This window comes from Devosia sp. J20-27 (assembly GCF_055808595.1).
Map to the genome: position 1 here is coordinate 2,378,798 of NZ_CM147875.1, position 24,456 is coordinate 2,403,253.

A 24,456-nucleotide genomic window follows, 5' to 3' on the forward strand; every position below is an offset into this window, starting at 1 on the left:
CTTGTTGTGCCGGACCCCTTGTTTGCCCCGTCAGCCTGCCGGTCCGGCACCGGCGAGGGTTTCCCCAGTGATCATGCCGATCACCGCATCGGGACTTGTATTGGCGCATTCCACATCGCCTGCCACGACGCCCTGGCGGATCACGACGATCCGGTCGGCGACCTGGAAGGCCTGTTGCATGATGTGGGTAATGATGACGACACCGATGCCTTGCTTGGCGACGGCGCGGATCATGTCGAGGCCGCGACGGGTCTGGTCGACACCGAGCGCGGCAAAGGGTTCGTCGAGCAGCACCAGCTTGCCGCCCCAGTGGACGAAACGGTTGAGCTCGATCGCCTGACGCTGGCCGCCGGAGAGATGCTCGACCTTGGCGCGCAGCGACGGGATGCGGGTGCCGGCGTTGGCGAGAGCGTCCTTGACCACGGCTTCCATGGCCTTCTCGTCGAGGACGGGAATGCCCATCACCTTGCGGGTGATCTCGCGGCCCATGAAGAAGTTGGCGATGACGTCGACATTGGTGCAGAGCGAGAGGTCCTGGTAGACAGTCTCGATACCGGCGCGCTTGGCCTCGGAGGGTGAGCGGGCGAGGAAGGGCTTGCCTTCGAAGGTCATCTTGCCGGACGTCGGCTCGAGGCCGCCGGAAATGATCTTCACCAGTGTCGACTTGCCGGCGCCGTTGTCGCCCAGCAGCGCCACGACTTCGCCCTTGCCGATGGTGAAGGTGATGCCCTTGAGCGCTTCGATGGCACCGTAGTTCTTGGTGATGTTGTCGAGTTCGAGGAGCGGTTCAAAACTGGTCATGCGGCGAGGCCCTTGAGCGGATCGGCGGCGGCGGAAAAGCCCTGGCCGAAGCGGGGAGAGAGAACTCCCGACACGGCGAGCGCGGCGGCGCCCCGCAGCACAGTGTGCTGGCCGCCATCGGAGACGAGTAACCGCGGAGTGACGCGATCGCGCCGCGCCGACACGGAAACGGGCAGTTCGGAAACGGCGCCGGCGAGTTCGCCGATCAGCGTTTCCGACGCGAGACCACCCAGGATGATGGTTTCGGGATCGAAGAGGTTTTCGATGGTGGTGATGGCAGCGCGGAAAACCGGTGCCACCGACGCCGCCCAGTCGCGGATGGAGGTGCCACCCGGGCGACGGGTGAAGGCGTCGAGTGACACATAGCGCTCGAGGCAGCCGCGATTGCCGCAGGGGCAGGGCTCGCCGTCGGGCACCAGCGGGATGTGGCCGATTTCGCCGGCATTGCCCCGGGCGCCGCGTTGCGGCGTGCCATCGTGCACCATGGTGCCGCCAAGGCCGACGCCGAAATAGAGGTAGTAGTAGTCGGCAAACTCGGCGCCGCGGCCATAGAGGCGTTCGCCCAGAGCGGCGGCGGCCATGTCGGCGGCGAGAAAGGCGGGCAGTCCGGTGGCTTCGGTCATGCGCTCGACGACCGGGACATTGTTCCAGCCTGTCATGGTGGTCGAACCGACAAAGCTCATGGCCTCGACATCGAACGGGCCGGGCAGGGCGAGTCCGACGCCGAGCATGCGACCGTCCGGGCGGGCGGCACGCAGTTCGGCGACCAGATCGCCGATAAGGCGGAAGGCCTGGTCGGGCGAGGCGTTGGGCGCGGCACGCTCGGCGCTGAGGATGACATCGCCGCCCAGGTTGATGAGAGCGGAATCGATGCCCAGCGGCGTCAGGTGGATGCCGATGGCATAGCCGCCATCGGGATTGACGCGCAGCGTGGCGGGCGGCACGCCCCGGCCCTTGGGCTCTTCGCGCACCGAGAGCACCAGGCCGGCGTCCTCGAGCTCGCGGGTGATGGTGGAGACGGTCTGGACCGTAAGGCCGACCTTGGCGGCGATGGCGGTACGAGTCGTCGGGGCGTCGCGCCGGATCGCTTCAAGAACGATCCGCCGGTTATATGGCCGCCCAGACTCCTGGTTTGTCCCTTTGAGGACCATGCCAACCCCCGTTGTCAAACGAAGGCTAGGCGGGAAATACCGATTTAGTCAAATGGTTTTCGAAAATGGTCAGGAGCGCTGGCCAACATCAGTTGGTCTGGGAGACGTAGCCGCCCGGTATGCCGAACTGCCCGCTGAGCACCTGCACCGGTCCTTGTGTCGGATACTCCCCGGTGTCGTCGACAACCACGGTGTAGAGGTTGGGGTCGCGGAAGGCACTGGCGACCACCTGGGTGGTCGATTGCGGCATGGTCTGCATGGCACGCGAGGCCTCCTCAAGTGCCGCCATGGCGCGGGCTTCGCCGGTGGAGGAGGCGCGGACCACCACTTCGCCCTGGCAGAGCGAGTTGTCCCAGGCGGCGTTATCGGGGGGAATGGCGGGGATCAGCCGGTAAATTGTCATGGTCAGCTCCTCTGTGTGAGCTGAACAATGAACGGCGATGGAGACTGGTTCCGGCGGTCAGAGACCGCGGATGCGCGGCGCCCAGCGGGCGATCATCGCCTCGGAGGCGGCCTCGGCGCCCTGCATGTTGGCGCTCTGATAGACGTCGACCGCGATGCCCCTGGCCGCCAGCTGCTCGACGGCTTCGGCGAGGATGACGTTGATGATGAAGACGCCCAGCACGGTGGATGTGGGTCCCATGCGGACGTCACTGTCGCCGATCGGCAGGCTGGCGTCGCCATACTCGCCGCCATTGTCGAGGACGATATCGACCACTTCGAAGAGTCGCTTGCCCGAGCTGTGGCGGGAGCTGATGGCGCCGGCGTGCTGAATGGAGGTGAGCGCAATTGTGGTGGCGCCGCGGTCCCTGGCAGCGAGCGCCATTTCGATGGGATAGGCATTGCGCCCGGAATTGGAGGCGATGATGACCACGTCGCCGGGGCCGACGGGATAGCCGGTAAGGACCTTTTCGGCGCGGCCTTCCTCGCGCTCGATCATGGTCGAGCGGTGTGCGCCCATGTGCAGCATGAGGTCGGGGTCGAGAATGGCCTGCGCGGCCGCAATGCCGCCCGCCCGATAGAAGGCTTCCTCGGCAATCAGATGCGAATGGCCGCTGCCGGCCACGTAGATCAGGCGATCGGCGGCCAGCGCCCTGGCAATGGCGTTGCGCGCAGCGTCAAGCGCGGCCTGCTGGTCGGCCAGCACGGCGTCGAGAATACTGACGATCTGGTCGCGGTAAAGCCGCCGCAGTTCGGTCATGCGCTCTAGCCTTTGATTTCGCCGACATATTTGTAGCGGTCACCGCGGTACCAGCTGATCGCATCCTCGACGACGCTCTCGGATTCCGAATAGCCCAACTGGGTAATTTCGAGGACAGCGGCGCCCGGGTTGATCTGCAGATGGCGGGCGATTTCCTCATCGGCCTCGGTCGCCTTGAGGCTTTGCAGAACCCGCCGCGGCCGGGCGTTGCGGGTATCCATGCGCTCGTAGAGCGAGCCCGAACCGTCATAGTCGGCGCCGACCGCTTCGACCGGCACGACGGCGCGTTCGTAGGAGAGGGCCTCGCCGCCGGCGAGGCGCAGACGCACCAGGGTCATCACCGGCGTGCCGAGCGGCAGACCGGTGCGGAAGGCGGCCTCGGCAGTCACCGGGCCGATGCTGCATTCGAGAACCCTGGAGCTCGACGGCAGGCCGCGCAGCTTCATGTCCTCTGTAAAGCCGGACAGGCGCGACAGAGACTTGGGCACGCGCCCGACAACGATGGTCCCGGCGCCGGGACGGGTCGCGACCAGGCCCATCTGCGCCAGATCCTTGAGGCCCTGGCGCAGGGTGGAGCGCGACAGGCTGAGGCGCTCGGCCATCTCGCGTTCGGCCGGCAGTGAATCGCCGGGGCTGAGCAGGCCGCCATCGAGCGCGGAGGTCAGCGCATTGCGCAGCCGCTCGCTTAGCGGGCCGTGCTGGCGGTCGATCCGTTCGCGCAATACACCGTAAAGGTCCAACTTTCCTCCAGCCGTGCCGGCTTCGTCCTTTTGCCACTGGTATGATTTTGGATTGGCCATTTCAAGTCTTCTTTCCCGACGCCGATCTCCCGTCGGCCGATTTCAGTCGATTCGGCGAAATGGCATTGGGGGTATGGACAAAGCGGGACAAACCAATATCGTACCAGTCATAACAGTGATCCTGGGCTTCAGACACAATAGGGGCGATTGGCATGGCAAAGCGATTTACACTGGCAGTGGCGACGGCAGCGCTGCTGATGACGACGGGCGCCGTTCTGGCGACGGAAGTTCGGTTTACGCATTCGATGACGGGCGGCTCCAGCCATGTGGCGCTGGACGAGATTATCGCCGAATTCGAGGCTGCCAATCCAGACATCACGATTGAACAGATCGTGTTCGACGACGACCAGTATTCCAACCAGGGCCTGATCACGCAGCTCAAGAGCAACGAGGTGCCCGACATCTATTTCGAGTGGGCCGGGCTGCGGGTGCAGCGCGATGTCGAGGCGGGCTATGCCTATGACCTCAGCGAGGCGATGGCGACCGACGGCTGGAAGGAGAGCTTTGCGCCGTCCGTGTGGACCGAGGGCGCCGGCACGATGGTCGACGGCAAGCCCTATATGGTGCCGCTGTCGCTCGATCTGACCAACACTATCTGGTACAATACCAGGATGTTCGCCGACGCCGGCGTGACGCCGCCCAAGACCTGGGACGAGTTCGTTGAGGTGATCAAGGCCATCGCGGCCACGGGCGTTACCCCCATCGTCGAAGGCAACAACGAATTCTGGCCGCTGGGCAACTGGGCCGGACACATCGCGGCGAAAGTCGTGCCGCCAGACGAGTACGTGGCCGCCTTCAAGCAGGAAGGCCCGTTCAATACGCCGGGCTTCGAGAAGGCACTCGACCTGCTGGCCGGCCTGCACGAGATCGGTGCGTTCAACAAGGATATGCAGGCGCTCGGTGCCGATCCGGGCATGGCGACCTTCTTCCTCGAAGGCGCCGCGATGCACCCGATCGGCTCGTGGCTGGTATCCGAGAGCGACAATCTGGCCGAAGACGATTTCGAGTATGCGCAGTTCGACACGCCGGTGATCGATCCCGAGCATCCGCTGGCGAACAGCGTCATCGGTACCCTCACCGGACTGGTGGTGCACAAGGACACGCAGCATCCGGCCGAGGCCATCAAGTTCCTCAAGTTCCTGACCTCGGAAACCTCGCAGATCAAGTGGGCCAATAGCGGGCAGATGAGCCCGGTCAACGGCGTCACCGAGAAGGCGACGCTGGATGCGCATACGCAGTCGCTGGTCGAACTGATGGCCGCCGCCGATTCCATCGTGCCGCCGCCCGACAACAAGTATCCGGTGCCGGTCGCCGAGGCGTTCTATCAGGCCGCGGCCATGGTCGCCGATGGCGAGCGCAGTTCCAAGGATGCGCTGGTCTGGCTCGACGAAACCGTCGCGGCGATGGGCAAGCAGTAGGCCGGACCGGCCATGGCCGCGGAAGACCGCTCGTCCCCCATTAGTTCAGGCGCCGCGAACCTCTGGTTTGTGGCGCCTGCCATGCTGCTGTTCGGCACCTTCGTGCTGCTGCCGCTGGGGTCGTCGGTCTATTACGCCTTCACCTACTGGGACGGGTTCAGCATGCCGCGCTGGGCGGGGCTGGCCAATTTCATCCGCGGCATGACCGACCCGACCTACCTGATGTCCTACGTCCATGTGGTGATCTACATCCTCGCCACGCTGGTCTTCGAGGTCAGCTTCGGGCTGGTGATGGCGGTGCTGCTGAACTCCGACCGGCGCGGCTTTGCGCTGATGCGCGGCATGTTCTTTTCGCCGGTGGTGCTGTCGATGTCGGCGGCGGGCGTGCTGTGGACGTTCGTGCTCGATTATCGCAACGGACTGCTCAACTCGGTGCTCAAGGGCATCGGGGCGGGGGACTGGGCGCAGCCCTGGATGAGCCAGCCGGAAACGGCGCTGCTGCTGATCTGCATCGTCTCGGGCTGGAAATATGCCGGCTTCTACATGGTGATCTTCTTTGCGGCGCTGCGGCGTATTCCGCAGAACATCTACGAGGCGGCGCGGCTCGACGGCGCCAATGCGGTGCAGCAATTGTTCGCCATCACGCTGCCGATGCTCAAGCAGAACGTCATCGTCTGCGTACTGCTGGCGGTGACCGGCGGCTTTGCCGGGTTCGACCTGTTCTTCACCATGAGCAATGGCCAGCCGTTCGGTGCCACCGAAGTGCCGGCGACCTGGATCATAAAGCAGGCCTTCGACCAGAACCAGATCGGGTATGGCGTGGCGCTGACGGTCATCCTGACGCTGGTCGTGTCGCTGATCTCGATCATCTATATCCGCCTCTCGGAGCGCTCCAGTGTCACACGCTATTGAGCGCAAGCGCAGCCCGGCGGAGTGGCTGCAGTTCGGGGCCGGTGCGGCGATCGTGCTGGTGATGTTCTATCCGGCAATCTGGATGGTCTATTCGTCCTTCAAGTCGAACCGCGAGATATTCAGGACGCCGTTCAACCTGCCGGCCGTTTGGCGCTGGGAGAACCTCGTCGAGGCCTGGAATGTCGGCGGGCTGGGGACGCTCTATCTCAACTCGGTGTTCGTCACTGTTGTGGCAGTGGGGCTCTGCGTGGTGGCAGCGACGGCTGCGGCCTTTGCCTTCACCCGGCTGGACTTCCCGGCGCGCAAGCCGCTCTACCGGCTTTTGCTGATCGGCCTGCTGCTGCCGCCGCCGGCGGTGGCGATCGCGCTCTTCACGCAGCTGCGCGACATGCACCTGCTCAATACGCCATGGGCGCTGATCCTGCCGGGTGCCGCCTGGCAGCTGGCGCTGACGGTGTTCCTGATGCGCGGCTATTTCAATTCCATGCGTCCCGATATGGAAGAGGCGGCACGGCTGGACGGCGCGACGACCTGGGAAATCTTCTGGTACGTCTCGGTGCCGATGGTGTGGCCGGCCATGCTGACGATGATCGTCATCAATACCATCGCCATCTGGAACGAGCTGCTGTTCGCGCTGCTGTTCGTGACCGACGAGGACAAGCGGACGCTGCCGGTCGGGCTGGTGCGGTTCTCGGGCTATCACAGCACCGACTACGCGCTGGTGTTCGCGGCGCTGACGATCACGACCGTGCCCATCCTCATCCTCTATTTCATCCTGCAGCGGCACGTGATTGCCGGACTGTCGGCGACGGCGATGGATTGAGCCATGCTGCTGAGCGGGGTGATCGAAGGATTTTACGGGCGGGCCTGGTCGGCAGCACAGCGCGCCGAGATGCTCGACTGGATCGGGGCGGCCGGGATGAACTGCTTCATCTACGGACCCAAGGACGACATCAAGATCCGCGCCCGCTGGCGCGAACTCTACAACGCGGCGGAAGCCGCAGCACTCCAGGAGCTGGTGGAAACGGCGGCGTCGCGGGGGATCATGTTCATGGTCGCCATCGCGCCGTGTCTCGACATTCGTTATTCGGACGCACGCGAAATCGAGACGATCAAGCGCCGGCTCGACCAGCTCCTGGGCCTTGGCATCACCAACGTGGCGCTGTTGTTCGACGACATTGCGTCAACGATGAACGCAGCCGACGCGGCGGCATTCCCGAACTTTGCAGCTGCGCAATGCCACGTCGCCAATGCCGCCTTCGCCCATCTCCGCGCCAAGGCGCCGGATGGCAGGATGCTGTTCTGCCCGACCGAATACTGCGCGGCGTTTGCCGGGCACGACGTGCCGAACTCGGCTTACCTGCGCACGCTGGGGGAGACACTCGATCCGCAGATCGGGGTGTTCTGGACCGGGCCGGAGATCGTCTCGGAAACCATCGACGCGGCGTCACTGCGCGAGGTCGGCGCGGTGCTGCGCCGCAAGCCGGTGATCTGGGACAACTTCCACGCCAATGACTATGACATCCGCCGGGTGCATGCCGGACCGCTGGGCGGGCGCGATGCCGACATCCTGCCACTGATCGATGGCATCATCGCCAACCCGAACAATGAGTTCGAGGCCAGTTTCGTCGCTGTGCACACAACCGGCGCATTCGCCTGCGGGGACTATGACGAAACGCAGGCGTTCGAGGCGGCGTTGCGTGACTGGCAGCCGCGCTTTGCCATCGCCTATGCCGAGGCGGGATCAACGCTGGCGGCCGAGGAGATCCGGCTGCTCGGCGAGCTCTGTTACCAACCCTTCCGGTGCGGACCGGAGATCGAGGGGCTGTTGGCGACGGCGCGGCGCATGCTGTCGGAACATCGACCCGATGTGACGGCAAGTGACTGGGTCGCCGGCTATGCGGCGCTGACCGGGCTGCGCGAGCGTATCCGCACGCTGTTTGACCGGATGACCGAGATCGAGAACCGTGATCTCTTTTATGCTTTCCATCCCTATCTCTGGGAAGCGCGCGAGGAGGTAACGCACCTCTGCACCTATCTCGACTGGCTGCGCGAAGGGCCGCCCGCCGATGCGGTGTTTCCGGACAAGCGACGGATCTACAATTTCTACCGGCGCGGCTTTGGCGCGGCGATGCAGGAACTGCTGCCGCGCGACGCCAGCGGGCACTACAGCCACGGCGTCTAGCTAGCCGAAGCGCCTGACCGAGTAGGGCGCGGGATCGATAAAGGGCGTGGCGCCGGTCATCATGTCGGCCAGCAACCTCCCGGTGGCGGGGCCGAGGGTGAGGCCGTGATGGGCGTGACCGAGGGCAAGCCACAGACCTTCGCGGCCCTCGGGACCGACAACCGGCTTCATATCGGGGGTGCAGGGGCGGGCGCCCATCCAGGGCGCGTCGTCGACGCGATCGCCGAGGGGGAAGGTGGCTCTGGCGATGGCTTCGGCGCTTTGCAGTTGCACCGGGTTGGGTGGCGCATCAAGGAGCGCGAACTCGGCGCCTGTCGTCAGCCGCAAGCCACGGTTCATCGGCGCGATGAGGTACCCGGCGTCGTCGTAGATCGGCATCGAGATGCCAAGGTCGCCACGCTGCCGATAATGCATGTGGTAGCCTCGCTTGACGCCGAGCGGCAGGCGGCGGCCCAGCGAGCGGAGCAGCCTGTCCGACCAGGGGCCGAGCGCCACAACGGCTTTGGTTGCCGTGACGGCGCCGCCGGCTGTGTCGACGTCCCATTTGCCGGCGCTGGTTCGCAGGGTCATGGCATCGCCGATGACGAACCGGCCGCCAAGTTTTTCGAAGAGCCGCAGGTAAGCCTGAGTCAGTGCCAGCGGGTCGCGCACCGACCAGGGCTGGGTCCAGTGCAGGCCACCGGCGAAGTCGGCGCTGAGCGCCGGCTCGCGTTGCCGCAGCGCATCTGGCAGCAGTGCCTCGTGCTCGACGCCGAAGCGGGCGTTGTCCTCAGCCTGCGCTTTCGCCTCCCGGAAGCCGGCCGCGCTGCGAAAAACCTGCAGCCAGCCGGCCTTGCCGATGAGATCGTTCGCACCGGCTTCATCGATCAATGGCGCGTGCTCGCTGACGGCGTGGGCGATGAATTTGGAGTATTCCTCGACAATGGCGCGGTAGGAGGCGGAGCGGGAATACCACCAGTACTGTGTCAGGAAGCTGGCAGTGCGGGGCAGGGCGCGCCACTGGAAGCGCATCGCCGTGCTCTGGTTGCGGGCATAGTTGAGGAGCGTCGGCAGATCCTGCGGAAAGAGGTGCGGCGTGACGCCTTCGGCCTGGATCAATCCGGCATTGCCGAAGGAGGTTTCCTCGCCGGCGCCGCGCCGGTCGACGAGCGCGACGGACCGGCCGCGCTTGACCAGGTGGATGGCCACGCTGACGCCGACAATGCCGGCCCCCAAAACCACTACATCTACATTCACTATGGGGACCTTTGTGCCGACGCTGCGGGCACTATGGAGCGCGTCTGGCCGGGATTCAATGCGGCATGCCGGCACTGCTGCGTGGCGCCTGCACGGCGTCGATGGCGGTGTCTCTGGCCGGTTCGTGGAGCCGAAGGGCGAGACGCCCTGGCAGGAGCAGGGACGCCTGACCCGATCCCGGCGCTATTGCGCCGGCCTGGCGGATTTCTCGAAGTCGCCGGCGAAGTTGTCCATGAAGGTGGCCAGCATCATGTCGGGAACGTTGGGACAGATCTGGAGCAGGGCGCCGTGCACGTCACGCAGGTCGTTGCCGAAAGTCGCGGCATTGAAGGTGGTCGTCGGCAATGGCCCCAGCCGCGCCTGCAAGTAGCCGGTGGCCCAGAACAGCATGGCATTGGCCTGGCCCTTCTGCTCGCTCTGCTGCGCAGCGAGATAGGCACCGCAATTGTAGGCGTAGGGGTTGGAGGGCGTCTCCGTCTGTGCCTGGGCGGCTCCCGCCATCAGGCAGAGTCCGGCGGCCATGCTGAAAAGTCTCATGCTGCAATCCCTCGGTTGAAAGGGGTAGCGTAGAGCATCGGCGACGCTGTGCAAAATCTACTGCGGGGTGGCCGTCGGTTGGGATTGTTCGTCCAAGGCGCAGCCATCTGCCATGCCGCGGGACGTCACCGTCAGGGGCCGGAGGTGGTCGAGGCCGAAATCGAGCGGCAGACGCATCGATGCCTCGCCGGCGCCAACATAGAGATCGATGCGATCGCCGATAATGGCGGTGCCGATATCGGCGGCGAGCCAGATGCCGTCGTGCAGCGTGCCATCCGGCAATGGCATGCCGCGTGTTTCCTCGATCAGCAGGATGGTGCCAAGCGCGACGACGGAGGGGTCGACGGCGGCCGAGCGGAACGGCACCAGTTCGCAGCTCCTGGCATCTTCTCCCAGCGCCGTCTCACTGCGGCGCCAGCGGATTTCCCTCTCGACCAGCGCGACATAGTTGAGCACCTCGCCGTCGATGAAGCGGGCACTGCCCTCTATGCGGGCAGCGTTGAGAAATTGCGACGAGCCGCGCTTGAGCTCGCGGCCGTCCACATCTCGAAATGCGGCCTCGGTGCCCTGGGCATAGTCGGTCTCGAGTGCCGTATAGTAGAGGGTGACGCGCAGCGGCGGGATGGTAGTCGATGCGCCCTGCGTGCCGCTGATGCAGCCCAGGAGCAGACCGGCGGCCATCCAGGATGACAGTCGTGAGCGGGCTATTTCAGCCACCTTGCCGCAGTCGGCGCCGAGACGCTGGCCGAGCGCTTCAGGCTGCCCCAGCCGACGGTCGAGCCGCGGATGGCCGAGAGCAGCGAGCGGATGGCCACGAGGTAGATCAGCTGCCGGTAGAAGACGCGCTGCGGCAGGATCCAGAGCAGCAGCCAGGGGTTCTCGCGCCGCTCGTGCATGAAGGCGATGGCCGCAGCGGTGAAATCGACCAGCACGAACGCGAGGAACGTCCCAAGAAAGATCAGCGAGTTCTCGACGTAGATGGCGTTGGAATTGGTGGCCAGCTTGACCGTCAGATCGGTGAGCATACCGAGCGCCAGCAGGTCGGCGACCGGCGCAACCAGCGGGAACAGCACCTGGAACAGCATGATGTTGGGGATGGCGATCAAGCCCATGGACTTTGAATCGCGGAGCCGCATGGCGCCCAGATGCTTGACGCCCACCTGCATCATGCCGAACATCCAGCGGAAGCGCTGCTTGAGGAATTCCGGCACGGTCTGTGGTGCTTCGGTGAGGGCGATGGCGCCGTCCTCATAGGTGACGCGATAGCCGTTGCGGATGAGTCGTATGGTGAGATCGGCGTCCTCGGCCAGGGTGTCGTGCAGGTAGCCGCCGGCCTCGAGCACCAGGTCGCGGCGCCATGCGCCGACCGCGCCGGGAACGACGGTGATGCAGTTGAGCACATCGAAGGCGCGGCGGTCGAGGTTCTGGGCAGTGATATATTCGAGCGCCTGCAGCTTGGTGAGCACGGTGCCCCGATTGCCGACCTTGGCATTGCCCGACACGGCGGCGACCTCGGGATCACTGAAATGCGCGACGAGCTTTGCGATGGTGTCGGGAAGGAAGATCGTGTCGGCGTCGAGTCCGATGACGATGTCGGTATCGAGCACCGCAAAGCCGGTGTTGAGCGCAGCGGCCTTGCCGCCATTTGGCTGGGTGATGACCTCGACAGCGGGGTTGCCGGCAAAGTGCGTGCGGCAGAGCGCATAGGTATTGTCGCGCGAGCCGTCATCGACCACCAGAATATGGACGTCGGGGTAGGTGGAGGCGAGGAGCGACTCGATGGTTTTGACGATGACCTTTTCTTCGTTGTAGGCGGCAATGACCACGCCGACGCGGCCGATATCTGCCGTCGCAGCGGGCGACGGCTTGCGGCGCAGGAACGACAGGCCGATCAGGAACAGGGCGCGTGCAATGCCCAGCGACACGGCCAGTACGAAGAACAGTTCGAACAGGCGCTGGCCTTCGCGCAACACCGTGTAGCCAAAGCTGTTGAAGGTGCGGGTCAGGCCGACATCGCCGGAGGAGAGTGGCATCACATCGTCGGGCTCGAAGCCGAGGAGCCGGGAGGCCGGCACCAGTTGAAAGCCCTCGGCACGCAACTGATCGATGATCTCGGGCAGCGCGGCGACGGTCTCCGCCCGGTTGCCGCCGCCATCATGCAGCAGAACGACATGACCGACACCGGCTCGCGCTTCCCGCATGGTATTGTCCACGATCTCGCGGGCCTCGCGGAACTCCCAGTCGCGCGGGTCGATGTTCATGTTCAGCGTCAGGTAGCCGAGCTCACTGACCAGCGCCAGCGAGCCGATCTCCTCGGGCGTCTGCGGGTTTGAATCGATGGCGTAAGGCGGCCGGAACATCGCCATGTTCCGTCCGGTAATGGATTCGAAGATGGCCTGGGTGGCGCTGAGCTCGAGGCGCATGGCGTCTTCGTGCAGCACCGACACATTGGTGTGGGAATAGGTGTGGTTGCCGACCTCATGACCTTCGGCGACCATGCGCCGGACCAGGTCGGGATGCTTCATCATCTGGCCGCCGATGGCAAAGAAGGTTGCCGGCACCTGCCTGCTGGCCAGAATATCGAGGATCTTCGGCGTCCAGACCGGATCGGGGCCGTCGTCGAAGGTGAGGGCGATCATGTGGTCGGCCGCGGCGTCGCCATGCAGGATGTCGAAGCCGCGCGGCAACTGCACATAGCTCGCCTCGGCAACGGATCGGCCATCGGGGGAGAGTTTTATCGTCCGTCGGCCGTCGTGCGGGTGGGCCGACAGCGTGACCGCTTCGCCCGAACCGTGCTTGTTGACCGCATAGGAGGCATCAATATGCCGGAGGGCGTCGGCGTCGGGCTGCGCGAGGTTGTCGAGCAGGGCCCAGATGGAGGGGTCGGCCGACCCCAGCCTGGGCAAGGCGATGCCACGGACGGGGTGGGCGGCCAGCAGGTGCAATTGCTCGAAGCTGCCGGCGGCATCGAGCATCCAGACGCGGTGCGGCGCACCCGACTGATGCTGATAGTCGAAGAAACTGTTGCCCGACGCCGGATCGTAGGCGGGCGAGACGCCGGTATCGCGCGCCAGCGACAGGGCGCCCAGTACGGAGATGTTGCGCGCCGAGCCGTCGGCGAGATTCCAGTTGCGTGCGCCGTTGAAGAGACCGAACACCAGCTTGTCGTCGGGAACGCGGCTGGTCCAGCTGTCGACACCATCGGCAAAGCGCCGCTGGTCCGCCAGCGGGCCGGGGGCGTCCGGCTCGGTATCGTCGAGAACGATGATGGCGTCGGCGTAGGTGGCGATGACCGGAGCGAGGTCTTCGGCGCCCGTCATCGGCAGGGTATGGAAGACCTCGAGGCCGAGGGGGTGGAACGCCTCATGGAGTTCGGCGGCAAAGGCGGCATAGACGCCCACGGTGTCGGCGTCGCCGAACCAGAGCGAGACGGTGATGCCATCGAGCTGGCGCGCCTCGACATAGGCGAGGATCGCGGCAACCAGCTTCTGGCGCTCGGGCGCGCTGCCGAGCAGCTGCGCCAGCAGCTCCGGCCGGGGCTGCCCGGCGACGAGATACGACAGTACGGGGGCGAGGCGTGGCGGCGTGCGGGCAGCGGCGATGGTCTGCAGTGTCGCATTGACCCGTGCCGACGAGATCTCGACCACCCCGTGAGTGGCATCGAGTTCCAGCCAGTCGGGCATCAGAACGTCGATCTGGTCGCGGTGGGCGTTGAGCGAGGCAATGCCGTTGTCGAGCCATTCCTCGTAGAAGGCGAAGACCTCGCCCCCGGCCGGCGATGGAGCGGCGACCGTCGCGGTGGCCGACAGCCAGAGGGCCGTCAGCACAGCGAGGATCAGCTGCCAGGCCAGCCTCATTGCCGAGCCTGATCGAGATAGAGCAGCGAGTTGCCGTGCCTTGGCGCACCAAGGGTGATGATGCTGGCGGAGTCGGCGTAGGTCCGCGGCTGGAGCGGCTCGGGCTGAAGTGTACTGCCGGTCACCGTCGGATCGGTGGTTTCGCTCCTGATCTCCGGGACGGGCGGTGCCTGAAGGTCGGCGACGACGATCGGCGCGGGGGCAGGGGCTGTCGCTGTCGGCGGTGGTGCAAGCGGGGTTGCGGCCAGCGTGGCAGCTGCAGCCGGTGCTGCGGGCAACGGACGCTCGGCAGGCGTCACGATCGGGTCTGCCGGCGAGGCGGAAGCGAGGAGGGCGTCGCTTTGGGGGACAGCGGTCGACGTCGCCAGGGGCCGCAGCGGGGTCAGCTGCGGGGTGGAACTGATGCTCAGCCAGAGCATCACGCCGAGGAACATCAGCGTGCCGCTGGCACTGCCGGCGAAGGTCAGAAAGCCGGTCCAGCGCCGCCGCGACAGATCCTGAAAGACCGGACGTTGCTCTCTTGGCTTGATTTTCTGGGCTCTACTCGACACGACACTGCTCCGGTCACTCTGGGCCGGCCTAAGGGCTGGTTAATGATCCCTTAATACTACTGAACACCCTTGTTTTGATACGCATTTTTCCGGTCGATTGCCGACATGGTAAACGGGCGGGGGTGGCTCGACCGAGGGTGATCGCGCCGGATGGACCGCGCAGGCGCGGCTGCTTGACTTACCTAGCGCTGCAAGGCATATACCTTTCATCACTAGGTATGGATGATGAAGCAGAACTCCTCCCCTTTCCTCAACGGTGTGCCCGAACTGCTGGTGCTGCAGACACTGCGCGGCGGCGAGATGTATGGCTATGAACTGGTGCAGGCGATCCGCGCCAATAGCGGCGGCGAGATCGACTTCGCCGAGGGCGTGGTCTACCCGGTGCTGCACATGCTCGAGCGTGAAGGGGCGCTGACGTCGCGACGCCAGAGCGTCAATGGTCGCAGCCGCATCTACTACACGCTGACGCCGGGGGGGCGCGTGCGCCTCGACACGCTCGTCGACGCCTGGCGCCGCCTGACCACGGCCATCGGCACCGCGCTGGGAGCAGCGCGTCATGCATGAGTTGCGCGAACGCCTGCTCCGTTCCGGCATTTCGCCGCGAGCGGTGGACCGCCTCATGCGCGAACTCGGCGACCATCTTGACGACATTGTCGACGACCTTGTGGCTGGTGGCCAGTCAGTTGCGGTGGCCCGGCAAGCCGCACTCAGGCGCCTGGGCGATCCGGAAGTCCTGGCGCGGGCACTGCTGGCCGATCGCCGCTCCCTGTCGCTGGCCAGCCGTGCACCGGCTCTCGTCTGGTTCGCCCTGCCGCTGCTGGGGCTGGCAGGCGTTGCGACGCTGCTGACGGTGAGCATTGTGCTCGGCGTCCGCCACGGTCTGGCACCGGCCGATCTCGGTGCCCTGGCCGGCATGCTGCTGCTGCTGGCGCCCGTCGCCATCAGTTGGGGCCTTGCCATAGACGCCTTGCGCCGCCGCGCGACAGCGACGTGGCCGGTCCTCGGCATCGCCTGCACTCTTGTCCTCGGAGCGGCGCTGCACCTGGAGGTCGAGACAACCGCAATCGCCGTGAGTCTGGCGACACCGGTCTGGCCACAGCTCGCTGTCTACGGCCTCGTCGCCTTTGTGCCCCTCGCTCTCACCCGCTTCCGGATCGTCTGATGCTCCGCACTCTCGCTGTTCTTGCCGCGGCTCTCGCCGCCACGCCGTCGTTTGCCCAGCTGGAGCACCGGGAGCTTGGCCGGGCCGACGGCAGCCGCATCGCGTTTTCCGTCGACAGCCCGACCGGCGACGCAGCGGGGATGCTGGTGCTCGTGCAGGGCTCCGGCTGTCGCCCGGCGAGCCGCAACGCCAATCTCGCGACGGTTCGCGCCGCCTTTCCCGGGCACGTGACCGTGATGGTCGAAAAATACGGCATTGACCGCCACAGCGTGGTGACAGACGGGTTCCGAGACTGCCCGGACGCCTTCCATGCCGGGCACACGGTCAGTCAGCATGTGGCCGATCTCGAAGCGGTGCTGGCGGCCTTGGGCGCGGCGCTGCCGGTCACCCTGTTCGGTGGCTCGGAGGGCGGGCTGGCGGTTGCCATGCTGGCAGCCCGCGTCGAGCCGCAGGCGGCAATCCTCCTCTCCTCGGCGACAGGCATTGGCTTTGCCGACATGGTGCTCTCCACCGTCCCGCCTGAGGGCCAGGATGCGGTGCGCGCCGGCCTTGCCGCAGCCGCCGCGGACCCGCAGGGGCTGACGCGCTTTGCCGGCTCATCGCACCGCTTCTGGGCCGACATCATGCAGCACGTGGCGGCCGACTACATGCTGCGGAGCGATACGCCATTCCTCGTGCTGCAGGGCGGGCGTGACGCTTCGTCACCCGTGGCCGCCGCGCGCGCCACCGCCGACCGCTTCGCGGCGGAGGGGCGCTGCACCCTGACATACTGGGAACTCCCCGCCTTCGACCATGGCATGGCCGACCCGCTGGGCCAGTCTCACATGGCCGACGTGGCGCGGGCCGCTGCCGCCTGGGCGGCAACGCCGCCCGCAGGCTGCTGAGGGGCTACGGCGGAGGCGATGGGCATGATCGATCCCTGATCTGCGGCGTCCGAACGAAACGGCGTTGCCGTCGTCGGTCGCCGCCGCCATGCCAATGCTACAGAAATTGGCGGACCCACCAGAACTCGAACCTGGAACCAGACCGTTATGAGCGCATGGTTCCAGCGAAACCCGTGCGGAGGTTCCCGGTTTCCTGGGGCTGACTTCCCCACGAACTCGAACTTCACTCCCCCAATTTCCCGTTTCGTTCCGGGTGTATCCTGGGACATTATTGGGACGCAGGACGGACATGCGCACAAGGTGTGCGATCAGGGCCCAGCAAACGTCTTTACATATAATAGTACTTTATATAGCTTTGCGTCATCGTCGCAGGTGAATGCACCGCGGCGACCACTTTTTGGGAGGAAATCGTGAAAACCATTATCAAGCTTGCCGTCGCGGCAAGCCTCGCTACCGCTTTGACTTCTGTCGGCATGGGGCAGGACAATCTCAAGGGTCTCACTGTTGGCTTCAGCCAGATTGGCTCGGAATCTGGCTGGCGCGCTGCCGAGACATCGGTCACCAAGGCTCAGGCCGCCGAACGCGGAATCGATCTCAAGTTTGCCGATGCCCAGCAAAAGCAGGAAAACCAGATCAAGGCCATCCGGGGCTTTATCGCCCAGGGGGTGAGTGCCATCATGGTTGCTCCGGTTGTCGCGACGGGTTGGGACGACGTGCTCAAGGAAGCCAAGGAAGCCGAGATCCCGGTGATCCTGCTCGACCGTGGCGTCGATGCGCCCGAAGACCTGTATCTGACCTCGGTGGCTTCCGATCAGGTCAAGGAAGGCCGTGTCGCCGGTGAATGGCTGGTCAAGGAAGTCGGCGACGCCGACTGCAAGATCGTCGAGCTGCAGGGCACCGTCGGCTCCACGCCGGCAATCAACCGCAAGCAGGGTTTTGAAGAAGCGATCGCCGGCCACGCCAACCTCGTCATCGCGCGCAGCCAGACAGGTGATTTCACCCGTGCCAAGGGCAAGGAAGTCATGGAAGGCTTCATCAAGGCCGAGAATGGTGGCTCAGACATCTGCGCCGTCTATGCCCATAATGACGACATGGCCGTGGGCGCCATCCAGGCGATCAAGGATGCGGGTCTGAAGCCAGGCAGCGATATCAAGGTCGTCTCCATCGATGCCGTGCCTGATATCTTCGCAGCAATGGCGGCCGGAGAGGCCAACGCCACGGTGGAACTGACGCCCAACATGGCCGGTCCCGCCTTCGACGTGCTCTCGGCCTATCTTGCAGACGGCACGATGCCCGAGAAGTTCATCATCACCGAGTCCAAGCTCTACACCCCTGCAGACGACCCGCAGGGTGAGTATGACAGGCGCAAGGGTCTGGGCTACTAATCGAACTCAAGCACACGCCCGCCGGCTACGGTCGGCGGGCATCTCGCGACAGGACCGGAACGGCCGCGCGATCAGGGGGGAATGGCCATGGCCGACAGCGAGTATGTGCTCGAAGCGCGGGGCATCACCAAGGTTTTCGGCAGCCACACGGCGCTCGACGCCGTCGATTTCGGTCTGCGCGCCGGTGAGGTGCACGCCCTGCTCGGCGAGAATGGTGCCGGCAAGTCCACCCTCATCAAAATCCTGACCGGCGCTTACCAGCCGGATGGCGGCGCGGTTCTGGTCGATGGACAACCCGTCACCCTCGACAATCCCCTGCACGCGCAGACGCACGGCATCGGCACCGTCTATCAGGAAGTCAATCTGCTGCCCAACCGCTCGGTGGCCGAGAATCTCTATCTGGGGCATCAGCCGACCCGCTTCGGCCTAGTTGATCATCGTCGGATGGAAGCGGATGCGCGCGTGCTGTTGACGCGATACGGCCTCGATCTCGATCCGGCCGACGAACTGGGGAGCCATTCGGTGGCCGTGCAGCAGATCGTTGCCATTGCACGGGCCGTGGAACTCTCCGGCAAGGTCCTCATTCTGGACGAGCCTACCGCCAGCCTTGATCGCCAGGAGGTCGAGCGTCTGTTCGAGGTGATCGGGGATCTCAGGCGCTCTGGTCTCGCCATCGTCTTCATCACCCATTTCCTCGACCAGGTCTTTGCCATCGCGGACCGGGTCACTGTGCTGCGCAACGGTCTGCTGGTCGAGACGCGCCTGCTCGATACGCTCAATCGTACCGATGTGGTTCGCCTCATGCTGGGCAAGGACATCGCCTTCAGCGGTGCCACCGATCTGGAGCCGGAACGTCCGACCACCGAGGTTCTGCTCGAGTTCCGAGGCTACGGACGCAGGCGCGCGGTACATCCGTTCAATCTCACAGTGCACAAGGGTGAGGTCATCGGGGTTGCCGGACTGCTCGGATCAGGTCGCACGGAAATGGCGCGCATCATGTTCGGTGCCGACTCTGCGGACCAGGGCAGTGTGCGTCTGGCGGGCAACGTCGTCTCCATTCGCAACACGACAGATGCCATCGGCCATGGCTTCGGCTTCTGCCCGGAGGACCGCAAGGCCGAAGGCATTCTGGGCGACCTGTCGGTGCGTGAAAACATCATCCTCGCCCTGCAGGGCAAGCTGGGGTGGTTCCGCGCCCTCAACCGCGACGAACAGCTCGAGATTGCCGGCAAGTTCGGTGAGGCCATGGATATCCGCGCGGCGTCTCTGGATATGCCCGTCAAGCTGCTGTCGGGCGGCAATCAGCAAAAGGTCATCCTGTCGCGCTGGCTGGCGACGGACCCGGCCTTTCTCATTCTTGACGAACCGACGCGCGGTATCGATGTCGGCGCGCATGCCGAAATCGTGCGTACCATCAATCGGCTGCGCGATGACGGCATGGCCATGGTCGTCATCTCGTCGGAGCTCGACGAGGTGGTCGCCTATTCGTCGCGTATCGTGGTGATGCGCGATCGCGAAATGGTTGCCGAGCTGCGCGGCAAGAACATCAACCCGGGAGTCATTGTGCAGGCGATCGCCAACAACCCTGACGAGGCGCTCGCATGAGACGCCTGCGCCTCGACCGCTTCGCCAATCCGCAGTTGCTTGCCCTGGCCGGGGTCCTGCTGATCAACTGGCTGCTGTTTCCCAGCTTTTTCAATATCACCTGGCAGGACGGGCGCTTCTTCGGCAGCGTTATCGACGTACTCAACCGCGGGGCGCCTGTGGCCATACTTGCCATCGGCATGACCGGGGTGATCGCCACCAAGGGCGTAGATCTTTCCGTGGGCGCCATCATGGCCGTCTGCGGGGCCGTTGCAGCAACCATGGTTGTCGCCGGCTATCCAACCTATCTCGCAGTGATTGCAGCCCTTGCTGTCGGGCTGACTTGCGGCCTGTGGAACGGCTTTCTCGTTGCTGTTCTCGATATCCAGCCCATTGTTGCAACCCTGGTGCTGATGGTGGCCGGGCGCGGGATCGCCCAGTTGATCACCGAGGGGTCGATCGTCACCTTCAACGACCCCGCTCTGATCTTTATCGGGACCGGCTCGTTTCTCGGCTTCCCAATGGCGGCCGTCATAGCGCTGGCGCTGATGGTGGCGGTCACGCTGCTGGTGCGAAAGACAGCGATCGGACTGTTCGTACAGGCCATCGGCGTCAACCGTGCCGCCGCCTCCCTTGCCGGCATCCGCAGCCGCATGCTGCTGATGCTGGTCTACGGGCTTTCGGGTCTGTGCGCCGCCGTTGCCGGGATCGTTGTCGCGGCGGATATACGCGGTGCCGATGCCAACAATTCTGGTCTCTGGCTCGAGCTCGACGCCATCCTTGCCGTCGTGCTCGGCGGTACATCGCTGCTCGGCGGCCGTTTCTCGATCCCCATGGCCGTCATCGGCGCGCTGATCATTCAGGCCATGAACACCGGCATTCTGGTTTCGGGTTTCCCGCCTGAGTTCAACCTCATCGTCAAGGCAGGGATGATCATCTTGATCCTGTTGCTGCAGTCGCCATTCGTCAGGTTGCCATTTCTGTCCCGCCGGACGTTGCGCAACAAGGTGCCGGCCAAATGAAACGCAGCCTGCGCCCGCTCGCGGCCACCGCCGTCATCTTCATCATCGCCTATGCCCTCAGTGTGCTGCAGTTTCCAAACATGCTGTCCACCCGCGTGCTGGGTAACTTTCTCACCGACAACGCCTTCCTTGGCATCGCTGCTGTCGGCATGACCTTTGTCATTATTTCGGGAGGCATCGACCTGTCCGTCGGTGCCGTCATCGGCTTCACCGGCGTGCTGATCGCCGTATTGATCAGCTGGCTGGGATTTCATCCGCTGATCGCCTTCGCCATCTCGCTGGGCGTGGCGGCGCTCTTTGGCGCGGCAATGGGTCTTGCCATTCACTACCTGCAGGTGCCGGCCTTCATTGTCACCCTGGCCGGCATGTTTCTGGCGCGGGGTGGTGCATCTGTGATCACCCAGGACTCGGTCCCCATTCGGCACGAGTTTTATGATTTCCTCGGCAGCCTGATGTTCCGACTGCCGGATGGGGGACGGATCAGCTTTGTCGGCATGCTGATGATTGCTGTCTTCCTCGGCGGCGCGCTGCTTGCGCACCGCACACGGTTCGGCTCCTACGTCTACGCATTGGGGGGTAACACTGTGTCGGCAGCGCTGATGGGCGTCCCCGTCGCCCGGACCACGGTGCAGATTTACATGCTCTCGAGCGTACTGGCGGCCTTGGCGGGAATCGTCTTTTCGCTTTACACCTCGGCCGGCTATCCACTTGCCGCCGTCGGTGTCGAACTTGATGCCATCAGTGCCGTGGTGATTGGCGGCACGCTGCTGACCGGTGGCTATGGCTTTGTGCTGGGCACCTTTGTCGGCGTCATGCTGCTGGGTCTGGTCCAGACCTACATCATCTTTGACGGCACGCTGTCGAGCTGGTGGACCAAGATCGTGATCGGCGTGCTGCTGTTCTTGTTCATTGTGCTGCAGCGCATCATATTTGCTGCCTCCGAGCCCGGAGAGAAGTCGCCCGAGAAAGAGTAGCATGATCGAAGCAGGCAGCCTTATTCGCTCGCTTTCCGGGCGATCCGCTGCACGGAACTACCACACATACGTCATCAACGAAATCGGCCATGGCATTGTCACCGGCGAGTTTCCGGTTGGCTCCATCCTGGCGAGCGATGCCGTCATGATGGAGACCTACGGTGTGTCGCGCACGGTGCTGCGCGAGGCGCTCAAGACGCTGGAAGCCAAGGGCATGGTAGAGGCCCGTCCCAAGGTTGGCACTCGGGTCTCGCCAGCAAGCCGCTGGAATTTCTTTGATGCGCAGGTACTGTCATGGCACTTCCATGCAAAGCCCGACCGGCGCTTCTTCGAAAGCCTGTTTGATGTCCGCCGCTCGTTGGAGACGCGCGCGGCCCAACTGGCTTCGGAACGCCGCAATGCCGAGCACATCAGACTGATGAAGTACTGGTTGCACCAGATGGACGTCGCCGGGACGAACATGGAGGCGCATGGCTTGTCCGTCCTCGAAATTCACCGCACGATTGCCGAGAGTTCCGGCAACACTCTCTTGCGATCGGTGACGGGCATCGTCGAACTGACGCTGGCTCTCGCTCTGAAGTCGCTCACGAGCGAAGATTGGCGCGCATACCAAAGTGCCGTGCTGTCGGCGCATGGCACTCTCGTTGCTGCTCTCGAAGGCGGCTCCGGGTCAGAGGCAACTGAGGCGATATCGAAGTCGATCGATCTCGATCAAGAGCGTGCCATGACGCTGCTATGAACCATGGTTCATGGAAGCATTGCAGTCTCCAGTGGCGTACGTTGTTTCGTCTCCCGCCGCCCGCCATTAAGGAACAGCATGCCCAGTTGCAGGGCTAGAACATCCCAAGGTGCCGCTGCAGCGCTGCAGTGAAATGCGCCTGCAGCGCCACTACTGCCTCTTCCGGGTTGCGTGCGCGGCACGCGGCGATGATCGCCATGTGCTCCCGCAAAGACCGCATGGCGATCGGCACCGTCAGCTTGCGGTCGAGCCGCACCAGCCGCAGGTAATTGTGCATCCGCTTGTAGCTGGTCTCGATCAGCGGGTTGTTGAGGCTGCCGATGATGGCGTTGTGAAGCATGGCCTCGAGCGCCTCGATCTCCTCTTTTACCGTTTCTGTGAGGCCTTTGGCCTCGAGGTCGGCGATCACTGCAGAGTGCCGGTCTTCGATCTCGATCAGGTCCTCGTCGCTCGCCGTATCCGCGAACACCGCGACCGCCGCCCGCTCCAGAATGCCGCGATACTGGTAGGTCGAGCGCGTGAGCTCGAGCCCTGGCTTGACGAACTGGATGCCCGAACGCGGATGGATGGTCAGCACACCCTCGGTCTCGAGCACCTTGAGCGCGTCTCGCAGCGGAGCCACCGGAATGCCGAGGAGTTGCACCAGATCGTTCTGCGAAACAAAGGCGCCAGCCGGGATCTTCTTGTCGAAGAGCGTTTCGAGGATGCGGGCATAGGCGAGGTCACTCAGTCGCCCGCCACTGCCGAGTTCCGCCACCGTCGAATTTTCGCGCGCAGCCACTCTTGCGGCTCCTTTTCATCTGGTCTATTACAGCTCAACTCTGATATATCAGATTGATCGGTTAGTCTATTAAGGTCTCAGCATGCGCCTCGCCGGCTATCGTATCACGCGTTTCCAGTTTGCCCGCGATCGGGTCATCGGCGACAGCCAGGTCCGCGCCGACGAGGCCAATGTAGCCGCGCTCGAGCTGATTGCCGATAGCGGCGAGGTGGGCCTCGGCTTTATCCAGACCTTGTTTTTCCCGCTGCCCGACCTCGCCGAGATCGAGCGCAATTTTGCGCTCGAAGTCTGGCCTTGGCTGGAGGGGCAGCCGCCCGCCGCCTTGGTGCACCGGGTGAGCCGGCCGCGCGGCGGCAACCAGCGCGCCTATAGCGTGCCGTTCCACGAGGCGCTGCAGGTGGCGCTCTGGGACCTGACAGCCAAGGAGGTGCAACTCCCGCTGCACCAGTTGCTGGGCAGCCAGCGCGACAGGGTGGAGGTCTATGCCAGCGGCCTCGATTATCATTTGAGCGACGAGGACTTTGCCGCCTTCTTCGCCCATGCCGACGCCATCGGTTACCGCGCCTTCAAGATCAAGGTCGGCCACCCCGATTTCGACCGGGACCTGAACCGCCTGAACATCCTCAAGCAGGTCGTGCGCAAGGACGCGCTGGTGATGATCGACGCCAACGAGGCGTGGGGCGCCAAGGAAGCGCTGGTCAAGCTCACGGCCATCCGCGACGTCGGACACGAGCTGCTCTGGGTCGAGGACCCGATCCTTCGCAACGACTATGCCGGTCTGAAACTGCTCAAGGACCAGGTGAACTGGACGCTGATCAATTCGGGCGAATATCTCGATGCCAACGGCAAGCGGCTGCTGATGGAAGCGGACGCCACCGACATCCTCAATGTCCACGGCCAGGTGACCGATGTCATGCGCATCGGCTGGCTGGCCGCCGATCGGGGCGTGCCGGTGAGCCTGGGCAACACCTTCCTCGAGGTCGGCGTGCACATGGCCTGCGCGCTGCCCGAAGTGCAGTGGCTAGAATACTCGTTCCAGAACTTCGATCATCTGGTCGAGCAGCCGGTCGAAATCCGCGACGGCTTTGCCTACGCCTCGAACCGCCCCGGTCATGGCCTGGTGCTCAGCGAAAGCGCGCGCCGCGACTGGGCCCGCCCACACCTCGTGCCGCACGCCCAGCTGGGTGAGGCGCCTTTCAACCCGCGCGTCCGACCGACGCCGCAACCAGCGGCCAACCGGGCCTGAGGCCCGGACCGCAACAACGACGCTATAGGA

The 24,456-nt window shown here is 64.5% G+C and carries 24 protein-coding genes; 13 read left to right on the top strand and 11 right to left on the bottom strand.

Features of this window, described 5'->3' with window-relative positions:
• Window positions 1–30 precede the first annotated feature (30 nt).
• The 5 genes from AC0L4C_RS11710 to AC0L4C_RS11730 form a co-directional block, all read right to left on the bottom strand.
• Window positions 31–801 carry an ATP-binding cassette domain-containing protein gene (locus tag AC0L4C_RS11710; RefSeq protein ID WP_473399766.1) on the bottom strand — a complete coding sequence of 257 codons (771 nt, stop codon included), beginning with the start codon at window positions 799–801 and terminating at the stop codon, window positions 31–33.
• On the bottom strand, window positions 798–1,952 hold the full coding sequence (locus tag AC0L4C_RS11715; protein ID WP_473399767.1) for an ROK family transcriptional regulator: 1,155 nt from the start codon (window positions 1,950–1,952) through the stop codon (window positions 798–800). The genes AC0L4C_RS11710 and AC0L4C_RS11715 overlap by 4 nt, the downstream gene beginning before the upstream one ends.
• A gap of 88 nt (window positions 1,953–2,040) precedes the next feature.
• Entirely contained in the window at window positions 2,041–2,355 is a 315-nt protein-coding gene (locus tag AC0L4C_RS11720) for a hypothetical protein (protein ID WP_473399768.1), read from the bottom strand.
• Between the two features lie 57 nt (window positions 2,356–2,412).
• On the bottom strand, window positions 2,413–3,153 hold the full coding sequence (locus AC0L4C_RS11725; protein WP_473399769.1) for a sugar isomerase domain-containing protein: 741 nt from the start codon (window positions 3,151–3,153) through the stop codon (window positions 2,413–2,415).
• 5 nt (window positions 3,154–3,158) lie between these two features.
• Window positions 3,159–3,893, bottom strand: coding sequence for a GntR family transcriptional regulator (locus AC0L4C_RS11730; RefSeq protein WP_473399770.1), 735 nt, complete (start codon window positions 3,891–3,893; stop codon window positions 3,159–3,161).
• Between the two features lie 212 nt (window positions 3,894–4,105).
• Between AC0L4C_RS11730 and AC0L4C_RS11735 the strand changes: the two genes are divergently transcribed.
• From AC0L4C_RS11735 to AC0L4C_RS11750, 4 genes are read left to right on the top strand one after another with little or no spacing between them, the layout of a single operon-like run.
• Complete coding sequence (locus AC0L4C_RS11735) at window positions 4,106–5,371, top strand: ABC transporter substrate-binding protein (RefSeq protein ID WP_473399772.1); 1,266 nt, start codon at window positions 4,106–4,108, stop codon at window positions 5,369–5,371.
• Window positions 5,372–5,383: 12 nt separating this feature from the next.
• On the top strand, window positions 5,384–6,283 hold the full coding sequence (locus AC0L4C_RS11740) for a carbohydrate ABC transporter permease (protein ID WP_473399773.1): 900 nt from the start codon (window positions 5,384–5,386) through the stop codon (window positions 6,281–6,283).
• Entirely contained in the window at window positions 6,267–7,106 is an 840-nt protein-coding gene (locus AC0L4C_RS11745) for a carbohydrate ABC transporter permease (protein ID WP_473399774.1), read from the top strand. The genes AC0L4C_RS11740 and AC0L4C_RS11745 overlap by 17 nt, the downstream gene beginning before the upstream one ends.
• A 3-nt stretch (window positions 7,107–7,109) precedes the next feature.
• Window positions 7,110–8,468, top strand: a complete 1,359-nt coding sequence (locus AC0L4C_RS11750; protein ID WP_473399776.1) for a beta-N-acetylglucosaminidase domain-containing protein — start codon at window positions 7,110–7,112, stop codon at window positions 8,466–8,468.
• On the opposite strand, the gene AC0L4C_RS11755 is transcribed toward AC0L4C_RS11750, so the two are convergent.
• The 5 genes from AC0L4C_RS11755 to AC0L4C_RS11775 all read right to left on the bottom strand — a co-directional run bounded on the left by AC0L4C_RS11755 (window position 8,469) and on the right by AC0L4C_RS11775 (window position 14,649).
• Window positions 8,469–9,704, bottom strand: coding sequence for an NAD(P)/FAD-dependent oxidoreductase (locus tag AC0L4C_RS11755; RefSeq protein WP_473399777.1), 1,236 nt, complete (start codon window positions 9,702–9,704; stop codon window positions 8,469–8,471).
• Window positions 9,705–9,887: 183 nt separating this feature from the next.
• A complete protein-coding gene (locus tag AC0L4C_RS11760) occupies window positions 9,888–10,241 on the bottom strand; it encodes a hypothetical protein (protein WP_473399778.1) in 354 nt (117 codons plus the stop codon).
• A gap of 57 nt (window positions 10,242–10,298) precedes the next feature.
• Window positions 10,299–10,958, bottom strand: a complete 660-nt coding sequence (locus tag AC0L4C_RS11765; protein WP_473399779.1) for a 3D domain-containing protein — start codon at window positions 10,956–10,958, stop codon at window positions 10,299–10,301.
• Window positions 10,946–14,098: a trifunctional glycoside hydrolase family 18/polysaccharide deacetylase/glycosyltransferase family 2 protein gene (locus tag AC0L4C_RS11770; RefSeq protein WP_473399780.1), complete on the bottom strand. Its 3,153-nt coding sequence runs from the start codon at window positions 14,096–14,098 to the stop codon at window positions 10,946–10,948. Before AC0L4C_RS11770 ends, AC0L4C_RS11765 begins: the two co-directional genes overlap by 13 nt.
• Complete coding sequence (locus tag AC0L4C_RS11775; RefSeq protein WP_473399781.1) at window positions 14,095–14,649, bottom strand: hypothetical protein; 555 nt, start codon at window positions 14,647–14,649, stop codon at window positions 14,095–14,097. The genes AC0L4C_RS11770 and AC0L4C_RS11775 overlap by 4 nt, the downstream gene beginning before the upstream one ends.
• 222 nt (window positions 14,650–14,871) lie before the next feature.
• On the opposite strand from AC0L4C_RS11775, the gene AC0L4C_RS11780 reads away from it, so the two are divergent.
• The 8 genes from AC0L4C_RS11780 (at window position 14,872) to AC0L4C_RS11815 (ending at window position 22,399) form a co-directional block, all read left to right on the top strand.
• Window positions 14,872–15,213, top strand: a complete 342-nt coding sequence (locus AC0L4C_RS11780; RefSeq protein ID WP_473399782.1) for a PadR family transcriptional regulator — start codon at window positions 14,872–14,874, stop codon at window positions 15,211–15,213.
• Window positions 15,206–15,811, top strand: a complete 606-nt coding sequence (locus AC0L4C_RS11785; RefSeq protein ID WP_473399783.1) for a permease prefix domain 1-containing protein — start codon at window positions 15,206–15,208, stop codon at window positions 15,809–15,811. Before AC0L4C_RS11780 ends, AC0L4C_RS11785 begins: the two co-directional genes overlap by 8 nt.
• Window positions 15,811–16,695 carry an alpha/beta fold hydrolase gene (locus tag AC0L4C_RS11790; protein WP_473399784.1) on the top strand — a complete coding sequence of 295 codons (885 nt, stop codon included), beginning with the start codon at window positions 15,811–15,813 and terminating at the stop codon, window positions 16,693–16,695. Before AC0L4C_RS11785 ends, AC0L4C_RS11790 begins: the two co-directional genes overlap by 1 nt.
• A gap of 422 nt (window positions 16,696–17,117) precedes the next feature.
• On the top strand, window positions 17,118–18,080 hold the full coding sequence (gene ytfQ, locus AC0L4C_RS11795) for a galactofuranose ABC transporter, galactofuranose-binding protein YtfQ (protein WP_473403510.1): 963 nt from the start codon (window positions 17,118–17,120) through the stop codon (window positions 18,078–18,080).
• Between the two features lie 87 nt (window positions 18,081–18,167).
• Window positions 18,168–19,685 carry a sugar ABC transporter ATP-binding protein gene (locus AC0L4C_RS11800; RefSeq protein ID WP_473399785.1) on the top strand — a complete coding sequence of 506 codons (1,518 nt, stop codon included), beginning with the start codon at window positions 18,168–18,170 and terminating at the stop codon, window positions 19,683–19,685.
• Window positions 19,682–20,686, top strand: a complete 1,005-nt coding sequence (locus AC0L4C_RS11805; protein ID WP_473399786.1) for an ABC transporter permease — start codon at window positions 19,682–19,684, stop codon at window positions 20,684–20,686. Before AC0L4C_RS11800 ends, AC0L4C_RS11805 begins: the two co-directional genes overlap by 4 nt.
• Window positions 20,683–21,660 (top strand): galactofuranose ABC transporter, permease protein YjfF, encoded by a 978-nt coding sequence (gene yjfF / locus AC0L4C_RS11810; RefSeq protein ID WP_473399787.1) that lies wholly within the window; start codon window positions 20,683–20,685, stop codon window positions 21,658–21,660. Before AC0L4C_RS11805 ends, yjfF begins: the two co-directional genes overlap by 4 nt.
• A gap of 1 nt (window position 21,661) precedes the next feature.
• Window positions 21,662–22,399, top strand: coding sequence for a FadR/GntR family transcriptional regulator (locus AC0L4C_RS11815; protein ID WP_473399788.1), 738 nt, complete (start codon window positions 21,662–21,664; stop codon window positions 22,397–22,399).
• A 94-nt stretch (window positions 22,400–22,493) separates the two neighbouring features.
• Here AC0L4C_RS11815 and AC0L4C_RS11820 read toward each other — a convergent pair whose 3' ends face one another.
• Window positions 22,494–23,180, bottom strand: a complete 687-nt coding sequence (locus AC0L4C_RS11820) for a GntR family transcriptional regulator (RefSeq protein ID WP_473399789.1) — start codon at window positions 23,178–23,180, stop codon at window positions 22,494–22,496.
• 82 nt (window positions 23,181–23,262) lie between these two features.
• Here AC0L4C_RS11820 and AC0L4C_RS11825 point away from each other — a divergent pair, with 82 nt between their 5' ends.
• Window positions 23,263–24,426 (top strand): mandelate racemase/muconate lactonizing enzyme family protein, encoded by a 1,164-nt coding sequence (locus AC0L4C_RS11825; protein WP_473399790.1) that lies wholly within the window; start codon window positions 23,263–23,265, stop codon window positions 24,424–24,426.
• Window positions 24,427–24,456 lie beyond the last annotated feature (30 nt).

Excerpts from the sequence above, each read along its gene's own strand:
- AC0L4C_RS11710 (WP_473399766.1), bottom strand. The coding sequence starts at position 801 with ATGACCAGTTTTGAACCGCTCCTCGAACTCGACAACATCACCAAGAAC.
- AC0L4C_RS11715 (WP_473399767.1), bottom strand. The coding sequence starts at position 1,952 with ATGGTCCTCAAAGGGACAAACCAGGAGTCTGGGCGGCCATATAACCGG.
- AC0L4C_RS11720 (WP_473399768.1), bottom strand. The coding sequence starts at position 2,355 with ATGACAATTTACCGGCTGATCCCCGCCATTCCCCCCGATAACGCCGCC.
- AC0L4C_RS11725 (WP_473399769.1), bottom strand. The coding sequence starts at position 3,153 with ATGACCGAACTGCGGCGGCTTTACCGCGACCAGATCGTCAGTATTCTC.
- AC0L4C_RS11735 (WP_473399772.1), top strand. The coding sequence starts at position 4,106 with ATGGCAAAGCGATTTACACTGGCAGTGGCGACGGCAGCGCTGCTGATG.
- AC0L4C_RS11740 (WP_473399773.1), top strand. The coding sequence starts at position 5,384 with ATGGCCGCGGAAGACCGCTCGTCCCCCATTAGTTCAGGCGCCGCGAAC.
- AC0L4C_RS11750 (WP_473399776.1), top strand. The coding sequence starts at position 7,110 with ATGCTGCTGAGCGGGGTGATCGAAGGATTTTACGGGCGGGCCTGGTCG.
- AC0L4C_RS11760 (WP_473399778.1), bottom strand. The coding sequence starts at position 10,241 with ATGAGACTTTTCAGCATGGCCGCCGGACTCTGCCTGATGGCGGGAGCC.
- AC0L4C_RS11770 (WP_473399780.1), bottom strand. The coding sequence starts at position 14,098 with ATGAGGCTGGCCTGGCAGCTGATCCTCGCTGTGCTGACGGCCCTCTGG.
- AC0L4C_RS11780 (WP_473399782.1), top strand. The coding sequence starts at position 14,872 with ATGATGAAGCAGAACTCCTCCCCTTTCCTCAACGGTGTGCCCGAACTG.
- AC0L4C_RS11785 (WP_473399783.1), top strand. The coding sequence starts at position 15,206 with ATGCATGAGTTGCGCGAACGCCTGCTCCGTTCCGGCATTTCGCCGCGA.
- AC0L4C_RS11790 (WP_473399784.1), top strand. The coding sequence starts at position 15,811 with ATGCTCCGCACTCTCGCTGTTCTTGCCGCGGCTCTCGCCGCCACGCCG.
- AC0L4C_RS11800 (WP_473399785.1), top strand. The coding sequence starts at position 18,168 with ATGGCCGACAGCGAGTATGTGCTCGAAGCGCGGGGCATCACCAAGGTT.
- AC0L4C_RS11805 (WP_473399786.1), top strand. The coding sequence starts at position 19,682 with ATGAGACGCCTGCGCCTCGACCGCTTCGCCAATCCGCAGTTGCTTGCC.
- yjfF (WP_473399787.1), top strand. The coding sequence starts at position 20,683 with ATGAAACGCAGCCTGCGCCCGCTCGCGGCCACCGCCGTCATCTTCATC.
- AC0L4C_RS11815 (WP_473399788.1), top strand. The coding sequence starts at position 21,662 with ATGATCGAAGCAGGCAGCCTTATTCGCTCGCTTTCCGGGCGATCCGCT.
- AC0L4C_RS11825 (WP_473399790.1), top strand. The coding sequence starts at position 23,263 with ATGCGCCTCGCCGGCTATCGTATCACGCGTTTCCAGTTTGCCCGCGAT.